Origin of the sequence: Rhodanobacter sp. IGA1.0 (assembly GCF_040208325.1) — a bacterium.
Classification (GTDB): Bacteria; Pseudomonadota; Gammaproteobacteria; order Xanthomonadales; family Rhodanobacteraceae; genus Rhodanobacter; species Rhodanobacter spathiphylli.
The window spans coordinates 30,487-50,197 of the sequence record NZ_CP157948.1 but is presented as its reverse complement, the minus strand read 5'-3'; the positions used below and the strand labels follow the sequence as shown (position 1 = coordinate 50,197).

Annotated in this window: 23 protein-coding genes; 8 read left to right on the top strand and 15 right to left on the bottom strand. The window is 68.0% G+C overall.

The genetic code is table 11. The features are described 5' to 3' along the window. The first annotated feature begins 101 nt into the window (after positions 1–101). Positions 102–713: a 2OG-Fe(II) oxygenase gene (locus tag ABNK63_RS00220; protein ID WP_007809748.1), complete on the top strand. Its 612-nt coding sequence runs from the start codon at positions 102–104 to the stop codon at positions 711–713. Here the strand turns inward: ABNK63_RS00220 and ABNK63_RS00215 are convergent. Genes ABNK63_RS00215 through ABNK63_RS00205 form a run of 3 tightly spaced genes read right to left on the bottom strand, consistent with a single transcriptional unit; the run spans position 686 to position 3,057 of the window. Beyond that, the gene (locus ABNK63_RS00215; protein ID WP_350016324.1) at positions 686–1,741 is read right to left on the bottom strand and encodes an alpha/beta fold hydrolase; all 1,056 of its coding nucleotides are present in this window, start codon (positions 1,739–1,741) and stop codon (positions 686–688) included. The two genes, ABNK63_RS00220 and ABNK63_RS00215, sit on opposite strands and share 28 nt — an antisense overlap. Beyond that, positions 1,738–2,538, bottom strand: a complete 801-nt coding sequence (locus ABNK63_RS00210; RefSeq protein ID WP_350016323.1) for a lysophospholipid acyltransferase family protein — start codon at positions 2,536–2,538, stop codon at positions 1,738–1,740. Before ABNK63_RS00210 ends, ABNK63_RS00215 begins: the two co-directional genes overlap by 4 nt. Positions 2,539–2,556: 18 nt before the next feature. Continuing rightward, positions 2,557–3,057: an Lrp/AsnC family transcriptional regulator gene (locus tag ABNK63_RS00205; RefSeq protein ID WP_007809753.1), complete on the bottom strand. Its 501-nt coding sequence runs from the start codon at positions 3,055–3,057 to the stop codon at positions 2,557–2,559. A gap of 134 nt (positions 3,058–3,191) precedes the next feature. Here ABNK63_RS00205 and phhA point away from each other — a divergent pair, with 134 nt between their 5' ends. After that, entirely contained in the window at positions 3,192–4,079 is an 888-nt protein-coding gene (gene phhA / locus ABNK63_RS00200) for a phenylalanine 4-monooxygenase (RefSeq protein ID WP_007809755.1), read from the top strand. Between the two features lie 9 nt (positions 4,080–4,088). Here the strand turns inward: phhA and ABNK63_RS00195 are convergent, their stop codons facing one another. From ABNK63_RS00195 to ABNK63_RS00150, 10 genes are all read right to left on the bottom strand, one after another. Further along, entirely contained in the window at positions 4,089–4,760 is a 672-nt protein-coding gene (locus tag ABNK63_RS00195) for an SGNH/GDSL hydrolase family protein (protein ID WP_350016322.1), read from the bottom strand. Positions 4,761–4,885: 125 nt separating this feature from the next. Continuing rightward, positions 4,886–5,101, bottom strand: a complete 216-nt coding sequence (locus tag ABNK63_RS00190) for a helix-turn-helix domain-containing protein (protein ID WP_007809758.1) — start codon at positions 5,099–5,101, stop codon at positions 4,886–4,888. Between the two features lie 68 nt (positions 5,102–5,169). Further along, a complete protein-coding gene (locus ABNK63_RS00185) occupies positions 5,170–5,880 on the bottom strand; it encodes an RES family NAD+ phosphorylase (RefSeq protein ID WP_350016321.1) in 711 nt (236 codons plus the stop codon). A 90-nt stretch (positions 5,881–5,970) separates the two neighbouring features. Further along, positions 5,971–6,363 (bottom strand): MbcA/ParS/Xre antitoxin family protein, encoded by a 393-nt coding sequence (locus tag ABNK63_RS00180; RefSeq protein WP_007809763.1) that lies wholly within the window; start codon positions 6,361–6,363, stop codon positions 5,971–5,973. Positions 6,364–6,439: 76 nt separating this feature from the next. Then, entirely contained in the window at positions 6,440–8,254 is a 1,815-nt protein-coding gene (locus ABNK63_RS00175; protein ID WP_350016320.1) for a DUF885 family protein, read from the bottom strand. Positions 8,255–8,400: 146 nt separating this feature from the next. Beyond that, positions 8,401–9,105 carry a YafY family protein gene (locus ABNK63_RS00170; protein WP_350016319.1) on the bottom strand — a complete coding sequence of 235 codons (705 nt, stop codon included), beginning with the start codon at positions 9,103–9,105 and terminating at the stop codon, positions 8,401–8,403. 60 nt (positions 9,106–9,165) lie between these two features. Continuing rightward, on the bottom strand, positions 9,166–9,795 hold the full coding sequence (locus ABNK63_RS00165; protein WP_350016318.1) for a glutathione S-transferase family protein: 630 nt from the start codon (positions 9,793–9,795) through the stop codon (positions 9,166–9,168). 30 nt (positions 9,796–9,825) lie between these two features. Further along, complete coding sequence (locus ABNK63_RS00160; RefSeq protein WP_350016317.1) at positions 9,826–10,230, bottom strand: GFA family protein; 405 nt, start codon at positions 10,228–10,230, stop codon at positions 9,826–9,828. Beyond that, positions 10,230–10,415: a hypothetical protein gene (locus tag ABNK63_RS00155; protein ID WP_007809773.1), complete on the bottom strand. Its 186-nt coding sequence runs from the start codon at positions 10,413–10,415 to the stop codon at positions 10,230–10,232. Before ABNK63_RS00155 ends, ABNK63_RS00160 begins: the two co-directional genes overlap by 1 nt. Positions 10,416–10,425: 10 nt before the next feature. Beyond that, positions 10,426–11,034 carry a DJ-1/PfpI family protein gene (locus ABNK63_RS00150; protein WP_350016316.1) on the bottom strand — a complete coding sequence of 203 codons (609 nt, stop codon included), beginning with the start codon at positions 11,032–11,034 and terminating at the stop codon, positions 10,426–10,428. A gap of 185 nt (positions 11,035–11,219) precedes the next feature. Here ABNK63_RS00150 and ABNK63_RS00145 point away from each other — a divergent pair, with 185 nt between their 5' ends. From ABNK63_RS00145 to ABNK63_RS00135, 3 genes are all read left to right on the top strand, one after another. Further along, positions 11,220–12,236 carry a class 1 fructose-bisphosphatase gene (locus ABNK63_RS00145; RefSeq protein ID WP_350016315.1) on the top strand — a complete coding sequence of 339 codons (1,017 nt, stop codon included), beginning with the start codon at positions 11,220–11,222 and terminating at the stop codon, positions 12,234–12,236. Between the two features lie 73 nt (positions 12,237–12,309). Continuing rightward, positions 12,310–13,218: a patatin-like phospholipase family protein gene (locus ABNK63_RS00140; RefSeq protein ID WP_350016314.1), complete on the top strand. Its 909-nt coding sequence runs from the start codon at positions 12,310–12,312 to the stop codon at positions 13,216–13,218. Between the two features lie 81 nt (positions 13,219–13,299). After that, positions 13,300–15,357, top strand: a complete 2,058-nt coding sequence (locus ABNK63_RS00135) for a S9 family peptidase (protein WP_350016313.1) — start codon at positions 13,300–13,302, stop codon at positions 15,355–15,357. A gap of 87 nt (positions 15,358–15,444) precedes the next feature. On the opposite strand, the gene ABNK63_RS00130 is transcribed toward ABNK63_RS00135, so the two are convergent. Further along, positions 15,445–15,624 carry a hypothetical protein gene (locus ABNK63_RS00130; protein WP_007809783.1) on the bottom strand — a complete coding sequence of 60 codons (180 nt, stop codon included), beginning with the start codon at positions 15,622–15,624 and terminating at the stop codon, positions 15,445–15,447. 211 nt (positions 15,625–15,835) lie between these two features. On the opposite strand from ABNK63_RS00130, the gene ABNK63_RS00125 reads away from it, so the two are divergent. Genes ABNK63_RS00125 through ABNK63_RS00115 form a run of 3 tightly spaced genes read left to right on the top strand, consistent with a single transcriptional unit; the run spans position 15,836 to position 18,583 of the window. Beyond that, positions 15,836–16,219, top strand: coding sequence for a GntR family transcriptional regulator (locus ABNK63_RS00125; RefSeq protein WP_350016312.1), 384 nt, complete (start codon positions 15,836–15,838; stop codon positions 16,217–16,219). A 1-nt stretch (position 16,220) separates the two neighbouring features. After that, on the top strand, positions 16,221–17,114 hold the full coding sequence (locus ABNK63_RS00120) for an ABC transporter ATP-binding protein (protein WP_350016311.1): 894 nt from the start codon (positions 16,221–16,223) through the stop codon (positions 17,112–17,114). Further along, positions 17,111–18,583 (top strand): hypothetical protein, encoded by a 1,473-nt coding sequence (locus ABNK63_RS00115; RefSeq protein WP_350016310.1) that lies wholly within the window; start codon positions 17,111–17,113, stop codon positions 18,581–18,583. Before ABNK63_RS00120 ends, ABNK63_RS00115 begins: the two co-directional genes overlap by 4 nt. Positions 18,584–18,592: 9 nt before the next feature. On the opposite strand, the gene ABNK63_RS00110 is transcribed toward ABNK63_RS00115, so the two are convergent. Further along, a complete protein-coding gene (locus ABNK63_RS00110; RefSeq protein WP_350016309.1) occupies positions 18,593–19,699 on the bottom strand; it encodes a PA0069 family radical SAM protein in 1,107 nt (368 codons plus the stop codon). Between the last annotated feature and the right edge of the window lie 12 nt (positions 19,700–19,711).

Here is a 19,711-nt window from a genome sequence, read left to right as displayed (position 1 = left end):
TATGCTGCGCCGCTGCCGGTCATGGCAGCCTGCCCCCCAGCGCCGCCCGACCGGGCGCACCGGAACGGCCACTTCGCTGCTTCGCGCACCCCGGGCGTTCGATGTCTCCCCCCTTCTGTTTCGATGCCGCGGCCAGCGCGCTGGCGGTCGATGGCTGGTGCATGCTGCCCGGCCTGCTGGATGACGCGCAGACGCGTGCGCTGGGCGCCGAGTGCGCGGCAATGCACGATACGCGGCAACTGCTGCCTGCCCGCACCGGCAGCAGCCGCACCGCATCGGCGCTGCGTGGCGACAGCATCCACTGGTTCGCCACGGACGCCCCGACCGGGCCGCAGCAGGTTTTCGCCGAACGCATGGACGCGTTGCGCCAGAGGCTGGGGCGCGAACTGATGCTGAGCCTGGTCGATTGCGAATCGCACTACGCGATGTACCGCCCCGGCGCCGGCTACGCGCGGCACCTGGATCGCCTGCGCGGCAGCGACACCCGGGTCATCTCGGCGGTGTTCTATCTCAACCAGGACTGGCTGGACACGGACGGTGGCGCGCTGCGCCTGTATCTGGACGACGGCAGCCATCGCGACATCCTTCCGCGCGCGGGCGACCTGCTGCTGTTCCTGTCCGGCCGGTTCGAGCACGAGGTGCTGCCGGCCACGCGCGACCGCATGAGCATTGCCAGCTGGATGCGTCAGCGCGCCGTCGGCGCCGATGCCTGAGCCGCCACGCGGTCGATGGATGATTCGGCGTCGGCAATCGCGTTGAAGCGGCCGGCGATGTAGTCGTCCGAGAAGCTGGTCATGCCCCAGTCGCGGATGAAGCCGCAGTGGCCGCCGTACTCGGCGATGTCCAGCTCGATGTTCGGCGGCAGTTCGAGCGTTTCGAAACTGCCCACCGGAATCACCGGGTCGTCGCGCGAGGTCAGGATGGTGGCGGGGATCTGCATCGCCTGCATCGCATCGCCAGCCACCGAATAGCCGTCCAGATACTGTTGCAGCGACTTGAAGTCGGTGTGGCGCAGCACCAGCGACTCGGTCAGCCCGCGCAGGTGCTGCTTCAGCTCGGAGATCTCGAAGAACTGGTGCTCGGGAAACGCCCGCTGCTTGGCCAGCAGCGAGTGGCGCCACTTGCGCATGAAGTAGGCCTGGTAGAACCAGGGTGCCGATTCCTCCAGCGCGAACAGCCCCGCACCCGGATCGATGATCGGGCACACCGCCAGCACGTAGCTCAGCGGAATGCCCAGCCGCGAGGTCTGCATCGCGGCGCGCAACGCGAAGTTGCCGCCCAGCGAGAAGCCGGCCAGTGCCATCGGCCGGCCCGGGTAACTCCGGGCGATGTCACCCAGCGCGTGCACCACTTCGTCGAGCCGGCAGGAGTGGAACAGCGCCTCGTTGAGTCCGTGGCTGTCGCCGTGGTCGCGGAAGTTGAGGCGGAAGATGTCCCAGCCATCGGCCAGCAGGCGGCTGCCGGTCTGCAGCACGTAGGTGGAGTCGACACTGCCCTCCCAGCCATGGAACAGCACGGCCAGGCCGCGCGACCGTGGACGAGTCCCCTGCGCGGTGTAGGCGCCGGTCAGGCGCACGCCGCTGCCACCATCGACCACCACCGGCTCGGCACCTTGCAGCACGGTCTTGGCCGCGCGCGGCAGCAGCACGCGGCGCACGCCGCTGGACGACAGCATGGTCTGGATATGACCGCTGCGCAGCGGCCAGGGTGGACGGAAATCCTTTCCGTAAAGCAGGCTCATTCCTGGCGGTCTTCCAGTGCGGAGGCGATGCGTTCGCGTGACAGCTCGGCCATGCGCCGGCGCGCATCGGGGGTGGCGGGCACCGGCGCCAGGAAGTGGATCTCGGCGTCCATCGGCGCCTCGCCCAGCAGGCGCACGATGTTGCCGAAGAAACTCTCGTCCTCGCGGAAGCCAGCATCGACCACCCGCCGACCGCCACGGGCAAAGCGCAACGCCACCGGCTGCACCGTCACGTCGGCGTCGAGCGCGGCCTGGAAGATCCGCGCATGAAACACTTTCAGCACGCCGTGATAACCGGTGCCGCCTTCCGGGAACACCGCCACCGAACGCCCGGCGCGCAGGCGCTCGACCATGGCCTGCATCACCGTCGCCAGCGAATGGTTGTTGCCGCGACGGTGGAAGATGGTGCCGCCGTTGGCGGCCAGCCAGCCGATCAGCGGCCAGCCGGCGATCTCCGCCTTGGCCACGAAACAGGCCGCGCGCTGGCTGTGCAGCATGATGATGTCGAGCCACGAGGTGTGGTTGGCGACGAACAGCACGGGGTCGCGCAGCGCCTCGCCGAAGCGCCGGGCGCGCATGCCGAGGATGCGCAGCAGGGTCACCGACCACAGCCGGATCATCCGGTGCGCGAACGGCTCGCGTCCGTTCTTCATGACGGCCTGCTGGTTCCAGCTGAGCAGCAGTGCGCAGAGCAGGATGCCCAGCACGACGTGCAGCACCACCAGCGGCACGCGCCACAGGTAGCGCAGCGGGCGCAGCAGGTCGCGTTCGGGCACGGTGGTGGTGTCGATGCTCATCAGCTGCCCAGTTTAACGTTAGTTCCGCGCCGCCGCAGGCCCCGGTCGCTCCAACTGCGCCAGCGGCAGCGAGGGCGAACGCTTCACCGTGCGCAGCACGAAGCTCGAATTGACATCGCCGACCCCGCTGGCGTTCAACAGATGGTCGAGCAGGAAGCGCGAGAAGTCCTTGAGGTCGGCCACGTAAACGTGCAGCAGGTAGTCCATGTCGCCGGTCAGCGCATGGCAGGCGACCACTTCGTCCCAGCCGCTGACGCGCTCGACGAAACCCTCGATCGCCGCGCTCTCGTGTCGGGTCAGCTGGACCCGCACGAAGGCCTGCAGGCCCAGTCCGACCGCCTGCGGATCGACCTGGGCGGCGTAGCCGGTGATCACCTGGTCCGCCTCCAGCCGCTGCAGCCGGCGCAGGCAGGCCGAGGGCGACAGGCTGACCCGCTCGGCCAGTTCGGCATTGGTAATGCGGCCTTCGCTCTGCAGCACGGCGAGCATGCGCAGGTCGGTGCGATCCAGCGAGGTCATGCAATGATCTCCTTCTATTTTGGTGCTTGGCGCAAGAATAGTTCATTCTTGGCCCATAAACGGACAATAAAGCAAGCCTGCTGCGGGCGATCCACCGTATCCTTGAGATCGCCTGTCCCACCCGGAGCCGCGCCATGGACACCCCTCGCAAAGTCGAACACCAGCAGACCGACCGCGGCTACGTGCCGGTCTATGCCACCGGCGTGGTCGAACAGCCGTGGGACAGCTACAGCGCGACCGACCATGAAGTCTGGGACACGCTGTTCAAGCGCCAGCGCGAACTGCTGCCCGGCCGCGCCTGCCGGGAATTCCTCGACGGCGTCGAGCGCTTCGGCCTGGGCGATGGCGGCATCCCGAAATTTGCCGAGTTGAACAAGGTGCTCGGCGCCGCCACCGGCTGGGAGCTGGTCGCGGTGGAGGGCCTGCTGCCGGACGAGGTGTTCTTCGACCACCTGGCCCACCGCCGCTTCCCGGTCAGCTGGTGGATCAGGAAGCCCGACCAGCTCGACTACCTCAGCGAGCCGGACCTGTTCCACGACATGTTCGGCCACGTGCCGCTGCTGCTGAACCCGGTGTTCGCCGACTACATGCAGGCCTATGGCCGCGGCGGCATGAAGGCGTTCGCGATCGGCCCCGAAGCGCTGATGAACCTGACCCGGCTGTACTGGTACACGGTGGAGTTCGGCCTGATCAATACCGGCGACGGCCTGCGCATCTACGGCGCCGGCATCGTCAGCTCCAAGGGCGAGTCGATCTACTCGCTCGATTCGCCCTCGCCCAACCGCATCGGCTTCGGCCTGGAACGCGTGATGAGCACGCGCTACCGCATCGACACCTACCAGCAGACCTATTTCGTGATCGACAGCTTCGAGCAGCTGTTCGAAGCCACCCATCCGGACTTCACGCCGATCTACGCGAAGCTGCGCGAATCGCCCGCGCACGCCGCCGGCGACGTGCTCGATGGGGACCGCGTGTTCACCCGTGGCGATCGCGTGGGCTGGGCGACCAACGCGGACACCTGATCCGCCGGATCAGCGCAAGGTGGCGTCCAGCCACGTTTCCACCACGCCGGTCCACAGCGCATAACCCTGCCGGTTCATGTGCAGCCCGTCGGCGATGAACCAGCGCGATTGCGGCTGGCCGTCGCCGCCCAGCATCGGGGTGAACACGTCCAGGTAGCTGACGTCCCGCTGGCTGGCGGCGTAGGCGCGCACCAGCGCATTCGCCTCGCGGATCTTCGGCAGCAACACCTTGCGCGCCACGCTGGGCTTGATCGCGATGAAGGCGATCGGGACATCAGCGTCGTACGAGCGCGCCTTGCGCACGAAGGCGGCGAAGTCGTCGCGCAGATGGGCCGGGCTGTCGCCGTCGGCCAGGTCGTTGTCGCCTGCATACATCACGATCGCGCGGGGGTGGTATGGCGCCACGATGCGGTCGGCGAAGAAGGTGGCATCGTCGATCTCCGAACCGCCAAAGCCGCGGTTGAGCGTGCGCACCTGCGGGAAATCCGTGGCCAGCGAGTTCCACATGCGGATCGACGAACTGCCGATGAACAACACCGCGCCCGCCGCCGGTGGCTGCGCCCGATCCGTGGCCTGGAACGCGGCAATATCCCGCTTCCACTGCGCATGATCGTTTTCCCGGTTGTCGCGTGCCGCGGCCAGCAGCGGGCACAGCAGCAGGGTCCACAGCAGATGACGCATGCATTTCATCGTTCGCCCCGTCGTGGTCATGCCGGCTGCAGACTATCGATGCTGCCTGCAGACAGCGGGAAACGCCGTCCGCGAGCGTAGCGCAACGACGGCGAGGGTGATTTCACGGTTGTCACTCATGGAGCGTCCCCGCGACGGCGCGACTTCACCATGCCGTGCTTGCGCAACAGTGCGCGCAGTTGGTGATAGCTGAGTCCGAGCAGCGGCGCTGCCTCGACCTGGCTGTGGCGGGCTTCGACGAGCGCGCGCTGGACCAGGTCCACTTCCAGGCGCGCCATCTCGGTCTTGATGTCGCAGGGAAGCCGGATCGATTTCCTTTCCGGCGCCGCCACCTCGACAGCCTCCGGCTCGGCCTCGACCGGCAGTCGCCCCGGCGGCCGGTCGCTCCGACTCGCGACGATCAGCGCTCTTGCGCACCGCCCGCAGCGGGCCGCTTGAGCTCGCTCACCTCCAGCACCTGGGCGATGCGGGTGCCGTCCCAGCGATAGACCAGGTGCCTGGCCTGCACGCAGCAGGCGACCACGTCGGGAAAGAATGCGGCGATGCATTCGCCACCGGCATGCCGGGCGCTGTCGAAGACGATGCCGGGCGAACCGGCATCGCGCAGCCGGCGCGCCAGCGCGACGCTGGCCACGTAGCTGTCGGCCGCCTGTTCCGCCGGCCAGCCACCGCGCAGGTCGTGCAGCTTGCTGTCCACGCTGGTCCGGTAGCAGCGCATCTGCACCTCGCACGGCGGTTCCCTGGTGGCGGCCATGAATTGCTCGCGGTGATACACCGTTTCCTCGACCGCCGTGGCCACGCTGTGCGCCGCGTAGAACACGCCCCACGTGCCATCGGAGAAGCGGCTGCCTTCCGGATTCAGATGGGTGAACGCCGCCATCACCGGCGTCGAACCCGGGCCGCTGACGCGATGCGCCTTCGGCACCAGCTTCAGCGCGTCGATCTCCTCGCGCAGGCGCGGATTGGTCAATGCCTCGATCGCGAACACCGCGTCCATGTCGGCCGGGTCGGCAATGCGGTCGTACACCCCGACCGGCGGGAAGCGACTGGGCACGATGCGGTACGCCTGGCTCCAGCGGACGCGTTTGAGGGGCGGCAACTCGTTTGGCATCAGGGCTCCTGGATATGCTTCCTTGCCTGCAGGGAGAGGCGCAGAGCGTGCGGCATCGCCGTCTCGCTCGCCGCGACGCCCGTCACCGCTTCAGCCGCGCTGCGCGTCCAGATACTGCCGCACCACGTACAGGTCGGCGACATTGCCCGACAGCATGCGTTCCAGCGCGGAGTGGCCGCCGAACAGCGACGCCGCATTCGGCTTGTGCAGCCAGGCGTCGGCCTGGGCCGGTTCGGGAAACAGGATCTGCAGCGACTTCCAGATCCCGAGCAGGTAGCTGATCCGCTCGATGGTGTCGCGTCCCGGTGCGCCATCCTGCTGGCGCTTCCACTTGTAGAAGGTCGATTCCGGCGGATCGCCGAGCAGCTTGCGCTGGTCGGCAATGCGCAACTTCCAGTGTTCGGCGAGGCGGAAGAACGCGCGCAGCGCCGGACCACCGAGGTCTGCGTCAGGAGTGTTTTCAGGCAGCGACTGGGCCAGCACGGTCACTCTCCTTGTAAAGTTGACATGCAATTTACTCTACAAGGGAAGCTGTGGTCAATGTTTGACCAGTGCCGCTTCACGACCCCGACGGCTGCTCCTTCGCCTTTGCGGCGCAGTCGCAGCCGTAATCCGGCTCCGGACCGCCGTCGGCGATGAAGCGGTCGATGCGCTGTTCCAGCACCGGCAACGGCACCGAACCGGTGGACAGCACGGTGTCGTGGAAGTGGCGGATGTCGAACTTCGCACCCAGCGCCTTTTCGGCCTTCGCGCGCAGCTCGCGGATCTTCAGGTAGCCCAGTTCGTAGGACAGCGCCTGTCCCGGCCAGCTGATGTAGCGATCGACCTCGTTGGCGATCTCGCGGGCGGACAATGCGGTGTTGACGGTGAGGTAGTCGATCGCCTGTTGCCGGCTCCAGCCCAGGTGATGGATGCCGGTGTCGACCACCAGCCGGCAGGCCCGCCACATCTGGTAGGTGAGGTAACCGAAGCGCTGGTACGGGGTCTTGTAGATGCCCATCTCGTTGCCGAGATATTCCGAATAGAGGCCCCAGCCCTCGCCGTAGGCGGAGATGTAGCTGTTGCGGCGGAACGCGGGCTGGTCGTGCTGCTCGTCGGCCAGTTCCAGCTGCAGCGCGTGACCCGGATAGGACTCATGCAGGGTCAGCGCAGGCATGTTGTACAGCGGCCGCGACGACAGGTCATAGGTGTTGACCAGGTATTCGTCGGCGCCGCCGCGACCGGAGGTGTAGTACGGGGCGATGTCGGCCGGCACCGGCACGATGGTGAAGCGCTGGCGCGGCAGGTGGCCGAAGTATCTGGCCATCTGGCCGTCCACCTCCTTGGCCACCCAGGCACTGCGCATCAGCAGTTCCTCCGGCGACTTCGCGTAGAACTGCGGATCGCTGCGCAGGAACTGCAGGAACCCGGCGAAGCTGCCCTTGAAGTCGGTGTCCTTGATCACCTCCAGCATCTGCGCATGGATCTGCGCCACCTGCTCGAGTCCGATCTGGTGGATCTGATCCGGGTCGAGGTCGAGCGTGGTGTACTCGCGGATCTGCTGGCGATAGAACGCCTTGCCGTCGGGCAGCGCCTCGGCTGCGAGCGTCTTGCGCGCCTTCGGCACGTATTCGTCGCGGAAGAAGCGCAGCAATTTGCCGTAGGCGGGGATCACCCCGTCCCGGATGCGCTGCAGCGCCTTGCCCCGCAAGGCTTGCGCCTGATCGGTGGGCATCGTGGCCGGCAGCTGCCTGAACGGCGCATAGAAGCTGCTCGCGGTCGGATCCTTCAATTCGGCGACCGCGGCGATCGATACGTCACGCCCGTCCAGCACCGCGCGGGGCACGCTGAAGCCGCGCTTGAGCCCGGCCCGCATGTTGGCGATCTGCTGGTCGAAGTAGGCGGGGATCTGGTCGAGCCGATCCAGGTACTGTTCGTAGTCCTGGGGGGTGCGCAACCGGCCGCCGCCCAGCTGGTAACCGATGTCCGACCAGAACGCCGAATCGCTGTTGAACGGCATCTGCCAGTTGCGGAAGCGCTGGTCGGCGACGAAGTTGCCGATCTGCTCGCGATAGATCGCGAAGTTCGCCTGTTCGGCAGGCGACAGCGTGGCCGCGTCGATGCCGTCCAGCTGCTTGAGCACGTCCTGCCAGTAATCCAGTCGCCGCTGCTGACTGGCCGCATCGACGTCATCGAGCCGGCCGTTGTTGGGCTGGGACTCACCCGACGCACTGATGCCGGCCTGTCCCGTCCGCCAGGCCCACTCGGTGGTGTAGATGTTCCTGAGCCGGGCATCGGCGGCGGTTTCGCCGGCCGGGGTGCCGGTCACGTAAGCCGGAGCGCCGCAGACAAGCGCAAGCACGGCCCACCGGGTCATCATCGGGATCTTGTTCACGCGGACTCCTCTTTCCGGGCGGCGGCGCCATTGATCAGGTGACGCGATGCGAGCGTCTATCGTGGCCGTCATGACGGCCCATGGCAACGGCGCCCAGCATCCAGCGGAGGTGTCGAGGGTGCCGCCCCGGTCCGTCCACGGCCCGCTCAGCCCAGATTGAGTTCGCCCGCTCCCACCGAACGCAGGTAGGCAGCCAGGTTGCGCTCTTCGGTCTCGATGAAAACCTCGCCGCTGGCCGTGCTCTCGGCGATCCGGTCCGGGCGGAAGTTGCGGAAGTCGCCGCGCATGCGGCACCACGCACCCAGGGTCCACTTGCCACCCCAGAACGACAGGCACAGCGGCTCGATCTCGCGGGTGCTGGGGTTGCCGCCCTCGTCGCGATAGGCCATCCGCAGCACCTGGTTGCCGATGATCGCCGCGTGCAGCTGGTCGAGCAGGGCGGCGAAATCGTCGCGGTACTGGTCGCGCCACACCGGCGCGAAGATGCGCGTGCGACTGGCGCGCTCGCGCAGTTCCGGCGGCAGCACCGCCTCGATCTTCAACAGCGCCGTCTGCGCGTTTTCCGCCAGCCGGGTGCCGGCGAATGCACGCACGAAGCGCGAGCCGACCACCAGAGCCTCGAGTTCGCTGGCGTTGAACATCAGCGGCGGGATGTCCGAACCCTTGCGCAGGACGTAGCCGACCCCGGCCTCGCCCTCGATCGGCACACCGGACAACTGCAGGTCGGCGACATCGCGATAGACCGTGCGCAGCGACACGCCCAGCGTCTGCGCCAGCGAACGCGCCTGCAGCGCGGTACGCCGACCGCGCAGTGCGTGAATGATGAGAAATAGCCGGTCCGCTCGACGCATCCGTACATCATCCCCGGGAACGATGACGGCGAACAGCGTCGAACGTCACGACTCATCGCATCACGCGCCCTGGGCGGCCACCAGTTCGGCGTCCAGCGCGGCGGCACGCTGCACGCCCGGCCGTGCCAGCACGCGGTCGATGTAGGCGCGGATCACCGGCAGCTCGGGCACCAGCTTGAACATCGTGGTCCAGTTCAACGCGGTGCCCCACAACACGTCCGCCGCACTGAAGCGTTCGCCCAGCAGGTACGGACCCTTTTCCAGCTGGTCGACCACGGTCTTCAGCATGGTGTCGTAGTCGCCGTAGCCGCAGGTCGACGTCGACGCCGGCTCGCGCTGCAGCGACTTGTCCGTCACCGCCGGTTCGAAGCACGAACCGTAGAACACCAGCCAGCGCAGGTACGGACCGCGCAACGGATCACCGATCGGCGGCGCCAGCCCGGCTTCGGCATACAGGTCGGCCAGGTAGATGAAGACCGCCGGCTGCTCGGTGACCAGGGCTCCGCCATGCAGGATCGCCGGCACCTTGCCCATCGGATTGATCGCCAGATATTCGGGCTGGCGCTGCTGGCCGGTCTTCAGGTCGAGCAGGTGCAATTCGTAGTCGGCACCCAGCTCCTCGAGCAGGGCGCGAGTGCCGGTGGAGCGGCTTTGTGTCGAATGGAAGAAGGAGACGCGTGGCTTGCTCATCGTGGTTTCCTGGCGAACGGGTGGAAAGTTTCAGAGATGCCGCGTTTCGGCCGGTGCGGACATCCAGTTGTTGTGGCGACCGTCGGCGAAGCGCAGCGGCGCCTCGATCAACTCCTGCGGTTCGACGTCATCGAGGCAGGCCAGGCTGATCGACACGTAGTCGCCGCCGATTTCCGCGATATGGCCGCGGCCGAACGAGCGCACGCCGCAATGCCGGCAGAACAGATGGTGGGCGCTGCGGGTGTTGAACTGGTAATCCGACAACGCGTCCTCGCCGGCCAGCAGGCGGAAGGCGGCGGGCTTGATCGTCACGCCCCACTGGCGCGTCTTGGTGCAGATCGAGCAGTTGCAGCGCCCGGTGCCGGCGGCGAGATCGATTTCCGCCTCGTAGCGTACCGTGCCGCAATGGCAGCTGCCGTGATACGTCTTGATCATCATTTGCTCCGGTGGTGGAAGACGATGTGGGTCAGTGCGGCGAGCAGCGCGCGTTGGCGCCGCGGTGCCGGGCCAGCGGCGCCGGCCGGGTTCGCCTTCGGCAAGCGGTATTGGCCGTCCAGCAGCAGGCCGTGCAGGTACAGCGGGCGATAAGCCATCAAGGTGCGTTGCAGGATCTTGTTCATCGTGACCTCCTCATGCCGCCATGACTTCGCCGACGCACCAGGGCGGCAGCTGCGCGTGCTTGAACAGGCGATACCAGTGCTCGCGGTCGGTGGGGCTGTACAGGTCGAGCGTGCGGATCACCTCGCGGGCGAATTCCACGCTGCCGAGGTGGCTGGCGCTGATCACGCCGCCGTCGCTGACCGCGAGCACCTCGCTGTCGTATTGCTCCGCGCCGGCATAGGTGGGCACCTGGGCAGCGAGCTGCCCCGACCAGTTGCCGGTGTGGCGGCAATCATCGAGCAGGCCGGCGCGGGCCAGCGCCAGCACGCCGCTGTCGATGCCGGCCACCACCGCCCCGGCCGCATGCAACCGGCGCATCGCCACCACCGCGGGCGCGCCCTCGCCACGCTGCCAGAGATGGCCGCCGGGCACGATCAGCATCGCGGCGCTTGCGTCGTCCAGCTGATCCAGGGTCAGCTCCGGCTGCACGCACAGCCCGCCCATCGAGGTGACCGGAGCGCGGCTGAAGCCCACCGCCTGCACCCGCCAGTCGCCGGGGCGCCGTATCTCGCACAGGGCCAGCGCCGCCTGCCAGTCGGCAAAGCCCTCGAACACCAGGAAATAAACCACATCGCGCATGTCTTGATCCTCCGCCTTGGAGGTGCAGCTTGCGGGGGGGCTGCTGCCAACGTGTTGTCAGCAGGGCCGGGAACGGGGAACAAGCGGGAGGACCGCCAAGCTCCCCATTCCCCGGCGCTGCCGATCCCCGTTCCCCGCTCAGGAACAAATGCGACAATAGCCATCCCCTACGCCATGGACCCGACATGAAGCCTGTCTCGCTGATCCAGTTCCTGATCGAGGAACGCCGCGCCGGCCACATCAATGCCGAACTTTCCCTGCTGATCGAAGTGGTCGCGCGCGCCTGCAAGCGCATCGGCGTGGCCACCGGCAAGGGGGCGCTGGGCGGCGTGCTGGGCGAGGCCGGCACGGGCAACATCCAGGGCGAGGCGCAGAAGAAGCTGGACGTGATCTCCAACGAGATCCTGCTGGAGGCGAACGCCTGGGGTGGCCACCTCGCGGCCTGCGCCTCGGAGGAGATGGAAGACCCCCAGCAGATTCCTGACGGCTATCCGAAAGGCCAGCACCTGCTGCTGTTCGATCCGCTGGACGGCAGCTCCAACATCGACGTGAACATCTCCGTCGGCACGATCTTCTCGGTGCTGCGCTGCCCGGACGGCGTGACCGAACCGAAGGCCGAGCACTTCCTGCAGCCGGGCACCACCCAGCTCGCCGCCGGCTACGTGGTGTACGGGCCGGCCACCGTGCTGGTGCTGACCTTCGGCCATGGCACCCACGAGTTCACGCTGGACCGCGAGGTGGGCAGCTTCGTGCTCAGTCGTCGCAATATCCGCATCCCGGAACAGGCCACCGAGTTCGCCATCAACATGTCCAACCAGCGCCACTGGCAGGCGCCGATGCAGCGCTACGTCGGCGAACTGCTGGCCGGCAGGACCGGCCCGCGCGGCAAGGATTTCAACATGCGCTGGGTCGCCTCGATGGTCGCCGACGTGCACCGCATCGTGACCCGCGGCGGCGTGTTCTATTACCCGCTGGACGCGAAGATCGAGAAGCAGGGCGGCAAGCTGCGCATCATGTACGAGGCCAACCCGATGGCCTTCATCGTCGAGCAGGCCGGCGGCGCGGCGACCACCGGCCGCCGGCGCATCATGGAGATCCAGCCCACCGGCCTGCACCAGCGCGTGCCGGTGTTCCTCGGCTCGAAGGAAGAAGTGGAGCTGGCCACGCACTATCACCTCGAAGCCGACGGCGCCATGAGCTGACGCTTCCTGCTCCCTCCCAGCCTCCCCCTGCATGCAGGGGGAGGAGCCAATCAAAATCTCCCGACACCACCCCATGCCCTTCCGTCGCCTGCTCCTGCCCCTGCTTGCCACGCTCGTGCTGGGCGCCTGCACGCACGCAGCGAAACCCGTGCCGCCACCAGCCGCACCGGTGAAGCTGAAGATCGGCCTCGCCCTCGGCGGCGGCGCGGCCAAGGGTTTCGCCCACATCGGCGTGATCAAGATGCTGGAGGCGAGCGGCATCCATCCGGACGTGGTCGCCGGCACCAGCGCCGGCAGCGTGGTCGGCGCGCTGTACGCCAGCGGCATGGACGCGTTCGCGCTGCAGCAGACCGCGTTCGGTCTGGACGAGGCGAAGATCCGCGACGTGCGGCTGTTCTCCGGCGGCCTGGTGCAGGGCCAGGCGCTGCAGGATTACGTCAACCAACTGCTGCACAAGCAGCCGATCGAACAGTTGAAGCTGCCGTTCGCCGCTGTTTCGACCGAGCTGGAAACGGGCACGCGCACGGTGTTCGTGCGCGGCAATACCGGCCGCGCGGTGCGCGCGTCGTCCAGCATCCCCGGGGTGTTCGAGCCGGTGGAGATCCACGGCAAGCACTACGTCGACGGCGGCGTGGTCAGTCCGATCCCGGTCGACGCGGCGCGCCAGCTCGGCGCCGATTTCGTGATCGCGGTGGATATCTCCGCCGCGCCCGACGGCAGCAACCCGCAGGACATGATGGGCATCGTGGGCCAGTCGATCGACATCATGGGGCGGCAACTGGCGGCGCAGGAAAGCGCGCGCGCCGAGGTGGTGATCCGGCCTGACCTGCGCGGCATCGGCCCCACCGATTTCGAGCAGAAGAACCAGGCCATCCTGGCCGGCGAGAAGGCCGCGCTGGCGGCGATCCCCACGATCCGGGCGAAGCTGGCCGCGATGGTCTCCGCGCGCCAGGACGCCGGCGGAAAGACGGCGCGGCACTGATCCGGTCGCCATGCCGTCCTGCACTTGGCGCGGGTGGCATCGGGTTGTAGCTTCGGGATTCCCCACGCCGGAATCCCTCCCATGCCGAAACGCTCACGCCTGATCGCCCCGCTGTCGCTGCTTGCTCTCGCACTGGCACCGCAAGCCTTCGCCGCCCCGGCCGAGGTCGATCCGCGCATCGGGCAGGTGTTGACCGAACTGGGCAAGGCGCAGTCGATCCAGGCCACCGCGATCTCGCCGGACGGCAAGCAGCTCGCCTGGGTGATCCAGCGCGACGGCAAGCCGGCGATCGAGGTGGCGAAGGCCGACGGCAGCCATGCGCGCCGGGTGACCGCCGCGGCCCGATCCGGCAGCTGCGCCGAGTCCGGCATCGCCTGGGCACCCGATTCGCACCACCTCGCCTTCGTCTCCAACTGCAACGTCGACCTCACCAGCACCAGGGTGATGCAGAACGCGATCTACCTGGCCGATACCACCGGCCACGACGCGCCCGCGCGGCTGGCCGAGCTGAAGGGTTACGTGCGCGCGCTGCAATGGACCGATGACGGCAAGTCGCTCGGCTTCCTCTACGTGGCTGGCGCCACCCGCCATGCCAGCGCCACCGCCGCGGCGAAACCGGCCGCCGGCGAAATCGGCGTGACCGGGGTGGAAGTGCAACGCGTGGCCAGCCTCGACGTGGCCAGCGGCACGGTGCGCGAGCTGACTCCGGCCAACATGTACGCGTACGAGTTCGACTGGTCGCCGGACGGCTCGCGCATCGCCTATACCGCTGCGCTGCCGCCGGGCGACAACACCTGGTGGATCGCCAAACTCTACGTGCAACCTGCCCAGGTGGACGCCGGCGCGACCGTGCTGGTCGATCCGGCCGACGCCGCCAGCGGCTCGCTGCGGCGTCTTCAGATCGCGCTGCCGCGCTGGTCGCCGGATGCCTCGCGGATCGCCTTCATCGGCGGCCTGATGAGCGACCAGGGCGCCACCGGCGGCGACATCTACGCGGTGCCTGCCGCCGGCGGTGCGCTGGTCGATCTCACGCCCGGCATCAAGGTCACGCCGAGCTGGCTGCACTGGACCTCGCCGCGCTCGATGCTGGTCAGCCAGGTCAGCAACGGCCAGAGCCAGCTGGCCGACTACGCGATATCCGCCACGGGCGCGCAGCAGCGGCGCGTGCACTTCACCGTGCCGGCCAGCATCGGCGACGGCAGCGCCTCGATGGCGATGTCGCTGTCGGCCGATTTCAAGCGCGTCGCGTTCGTGCAGAGCTCGTACGCCGCCGCCAGCGAGGTGCACGCCGGCGCGCTGGACAAGGGCGCGCCGCCGGCGGTGACCGCGTTCAACGCCGCGCTGAAACCGGCCTGGGGCAAGGCCGAGTCGGTGGAGTGGAACAACGAGGGCTTCCACGTGCAGGGCTGGTTGCTGTACCCGGCCCACTACGATCCGAAGAAGACCTATCCGATGGTGGTGGTGGTGCACGGCGGCCCGTCCAGTGCGGTGATCCCGCGCTGGCCCGGCGTGGGTTACGGCGCCGCGCCGCTGTCCGCGCTGGGTTATTTCGTGTTCCAGCCGAACCCGCGCGGCAGCTTCGGCCAGGGCGAGAAATACGTGCAGGCGAACCGCAAGGACTTCGGCTACGGCGACCTGCGCGACATCCTCGCCGGCGTCGACGCGGTGGAGAAGAAGTTTCCGGTGGACGACCGGCGGCTCGGTCTCACCGGCTGGAGCTACGGCGGCTTCATGAGCATGTTCGCGCCCACGCAGACCCGGCGCTTCCGCGCCGTGGTGGCCGGCGCCGGCATCGCCAACTGGCAGAGCTATTACGGCCAGAACCTGATCGACCAGTGGATGCCGCCGTTCTTCGGCGCCAGCGTCTACGACGACCCGGCGGTGTACGCGAAGAGCTCGGCGATCAACTTCGTCAGGCAGGTGAACACGCCGATGCTGATCGTGGTCGGTGATCGCGACGCCGAATGTCCGGCGCCGCAGTCGTTCGAGATGTGGCACGCGCTGCGTGCGCAGGGCGTGCCGACCTCGCTGGTGGTGTACCCGAACGAGGGCCACCACTTCGTCGATCCCGCCCACCAGCGCGACGTGCTGCAGCGGGCCTTGGGCTGGTTCGAGAAATACCTGCCGGCCAGCCGCTGAACCGAGCGGCATGAACCGTGCGGCATGAACCGACGGGCATGAAAAGAGCGGGCCGATCGGCCCGCTCTTTTTTGTCGCGCCTCGCCGTCAGTGCTCGGGCGGATCCTTGCTGCGGGTCTTGGTGACCGCACCCAGGATGCCCGCCCCCACCAGCACGACGGCGCCGCCGATGATCCACTGGTTGGGCACGTGCAGCAGCGTGGCGATGTAAACCAGACCGCCGATCACGACGATCATGCCGATCAGATAGAGCGCGAATGAAGACATCGGTGCCTCCCGGGTGCGGGGCGTCGCGACGAACACGCCTGGACGAATGTCCGCATTGCAGCCGATCGGACTTCATCGGCGCGTGAAGAGGGTCTGAGGCGCTACCCGGCGGCGGCGACCATCCGTGTTTCCCGCCAGGCGACGGGCTTACTGCCGGCAGGGTCGGAAGTCATTGTTGACAATCCCTGTGTGTATTGCTGTACTGATACACATGGATGCCTCTCTGCTTACCGTTCAACCGACCGCCAGCGAGCCGATCTATCGGCAGATCGTCGAACAGCTGCGCCGGCTGATTGCCGGCGGCCAGCTCGCCCATGGCGAACTGCTGCCATCGGTGCGCGACGTCGCCGGCTTCCATGCGATCAACCCGATGACCGTGTCGCGCGCCTACGGCATCGCCGAAAGCGAAGGCCTGGTCGAGCGCCTGCGCGGCAAGGGCATGGCGGTGATCGCCACGCGCAAGGCCGCGCAAAGCGAAAGCCACCGGCTGGCCCTGCTCGAACCGCAGTTGCAGGCATTGGCGCGCCATGCCCACGAACTCGAACTGCCCGCCGCGCCGGTGCTGCGGCGCCTGACCAAACTGCTGGGAGAATGAGATGAACGCCATGCCGAGTGAAACGGAATCCACCATCGCCCCGCTCGCGGTGCGCGGGCTGGTCCACAGCTACGAGGGCAGCAATGCGCTGAACGGCGTCGACCTGGCGCTGGAACCGGGCAGCGTGCTCGGCCTGATCGGCCGCAACGGCGCCGGCAAGTCGACCCTGATCCGCATCATGCTGGGCCTGCTCGAACCGATGGCCGGGGTCGCGACGGTATTCGGCGAACCGGCGCTGGCGCTCGGCGACGAGGCCAAGGCGCGCATCGCCTACGTGCCGCAGCAGCCCGAGGCGCTGGCCTGGCTCACCGCGCAACAGATGCTCGACTTCGTCGGCCGTTTCTACCCGCGCTGGGACAAGACCTTCGTCAGGAACACGCTGGAGCGCTGGCAGATCCAGCCGAACCGGCTGCTGGCGAAGCTGTCGCCGGGCGAACGCCAGCGTGTCGACCTGATCCGCGCGCTGGCCTCGCAACCGGAGCTGCTGGTGCTGGACGAACCGGCCGCGGCGCTCGACCCGGTCGCCCGCCGCGAACTGCTGCGCGAGGTGGCGCTGCGCGCCGGCGAGTCCGGCACCACCGTGCTGTTCTCCACCCATATCGTGTCGGACCTGGAGCGCGTGGCCTCGGAGGTGGCGTTCCTGCATCGGGGCAAGTTGCTGATGCGCTGCAGTGTCGATGAAACCAAGGAGCGCTATGCGCGGCTGTGGCTGCCCGAGCGGCTGAGCTCGGCCGCTCCTGCCCACAGCCTGAGCCGGCGGCGCCACGACGACGGCAGCCTCAGCCTGGTGGTCGAGCTCGACGGGCGCGGCCGCTGGCCGGAGGCCGCCAGCCTGGCCGGCGCCCGCGTCGACGCGCTGGGGCTGGAGGACCTGTTCGTGGAGGTGGCCGAATGAAACTGTCTCAGCTGTTCCGGATTCCCTGGTACGCGGCCCATCGCTCGCTGCGCTGGATGGCGGTGGTGCTACTGACCGTGTGTGCCGGTTCGGCCATCGGCCTCGGCCTGTTCGGCAGCAAGCCCGGCCATTTCGCCGGCGCGATCTTCATGTTTGGCGTGGGTCTGCTGTTCGTGTGGGCATTCTTCCTGTCGACCACCCTGTTGCTGGCGATCGATGCGTGGCAGCTGCGCGTGCCGGCGATCCAGCGGCAGATCGTGGCGTCCCTGCTGCTGCATGCCGGGCTCGGCATCGCCGTGCCGACCCTCGTGCTGGGCATGCTGGGCGCGCCGGTGCTCAACACCGCGGTCGTGCTGACGCTGTGCACGTCGCTCGGGCTCGCGTTCGCGCTGATGCCACGCTACTGCGCCATCTTCTTCGGGCTGACCCCCACCCTGGGCAATACGCTGTGGCACCGCCTGCACCTGCCAGGCATTGACGACCCCCGCTTCGTGCTGATCGCGCTGCCGCTGATCCTGCTGTCACTGCTGCTGATCGTGCCCTGCTGGCGGCGGCTGCTGCGCAACGGTTCCAGCCGCGCGCAGGGCTGGAGTTCGCCGATGGTGCTGCAATATCGCAGCGGCGGCTGGGGCCAGTGGAGCGCCATCGGCGACCTGCGCCAGCTGCAGCAGCGACCGGACTGGCTGCAACTGGCCGTCAGCCTCGACGGCGTGGGCCCGACGGCGCCGCGCAAGGCACTGCGGGTGGCACTGGGGGGCTGGTACCTGCCGCAAACCTGGCGCAGCTACGCCAGGCAACTGGGCCTGATGATCGCCTTCATCGCGCTGCCCTTGCTGGGTGTCGCGTGGCTGCTGCATTGGGGTGGACAGGGCGCGCAGGCCGCCGTCGCGATGCGCGGCGTGTTGATCGGCAGCCTTGGCATGGTCGGCGGCGTTGCCGGCCCGATGATCTGCACGTTCAGCCTGGTCTGGCTGAAGCGGCGCTGGCAGCAGGCCAATGCCGAACTGCCCCTGCTGGCGCTCCTGCCGGGGCTGGGCGAGCCTGCGCAGGCGCGGCGGCAAGTGGTGCGCGCCGGACTGGGTCTGCCGCTGGTGTTGCATGCGCTGCTGGCGCTGCTGATCGGTGTCGCCATGCTGTGCTGGCATGGCCATGTCGCGATGCTGTCGTTCCTGCTGCTGGCCCAATTGGGTGTCGCGACCGTCACCGTGGCGATGCTGCTCAATCTTTTCGGCGGCCGCCGGCTGTCCATCTGGGTGACCGGCGCGGTGCTGGTCACCAGTTTCGTGCTCTGCATGTCGAGCCTGCTGTTGCCGGCGATCAGCTGGGGCCGTCATCCGGTCGCGGGCGTCGAGCCACTGCTGCTGCCCCTGGTCGGTGCGTGGCTGCTGCTGGTCGCCGGCATGATCTGGCTGGCGCGGCGCGGCTGGCATGGGTTGACGCAATTGCCGCATCCGTTTGTGCAGAGCTGAGCGGCTCTCTCAGAACAGCTCGCCCTGGGGCGAGGGTTTGCGCGGCGGCACGAAGCGCGAAATATCCAGTTGCAGCTCGCGGGCACGGCCGAAGCCGTGCCGGCGGCAGGCCAGCTCGAAGCGGCGGCGCAGCAGGTCGGCGAACACGCCCTGCCCGCGCATGCGGGTGGCGAAGTCGCTGTCGTAGTCGCGACCGCCGTTCATCTGCTGCACCAGGCTCATCACGTGTTCGGCGCGCTGCGGCGCATGCAGGGCCAGCCATTCGCGGAACAGCGACTTCAGTTCGTGCGGCAGGCGCAACGTGGTGTAGCCGGCGCTGCGCGCGCCGGCATCAAAGGCCTGCGCCAGCACCGCTTCCATGTCCTTGTCGTTCAACGCGGGAATGATCGGCGCCACCAGCACGCCGACCGGCACGCCGGCCTCGGCCAGGTTGCGGATCGCCTTGATCCGCCGGTGCGGCGCGCTGGCGCGGGGTTCGAGTTTCGCGGCGAGATGGTTGTCCAGCGAATTGACCGAGACAAGGACCTGCACCAGCCCTTCGCGCGCCATCGGCGCCAGGATGTCGAGGTCGCGCTCGACCAGCGCGTTCTTGGTCACGATGGTGCACGGGTGATGGCATTCGGCCAGCAGCTCCAGCGCGGCGCGGGTCAGCCGCCAGCGCTTCTCGATCGGCTGGTAGGGGTCGGTGTTGCTGCCGATGTTGATCGGGCTGATTGCATAGCCGGGCTTGCCCAGTTCCGCCCGCAGCACCTCGGCGAGGTTGCCCTTGGCGCGGATCTTCGTCTCGAAGTCGAGACCCGGCGACAGGTTGAGATAGCTGTGCGACGGTCGCGCGAAGCAGTAGATGCAGCCATGCTCGCAGCCGCGATACGGATTGATCGCCTGGCTGAAGGCAATGTCCGGCGAGTCGTTGCGGCTGATCACGCTGCGCGCGCGCTCGTTGGTGACTTCCGTGCGCGGGCGCGGCGCATCCTCGTCCAGCAGCGCACCTTGCCAGCCGTCATCCTCGGCCTGGTGGCGGACGCTTTCGAAGCGGCCTTCGGGATTCGACGCGGCGCCGCGCCCCTTGTGCGCACGCGGGGCGCGGGGTGAATCGGGTGGTGGCGGCGAGCTCATCCGGGCAGTGTG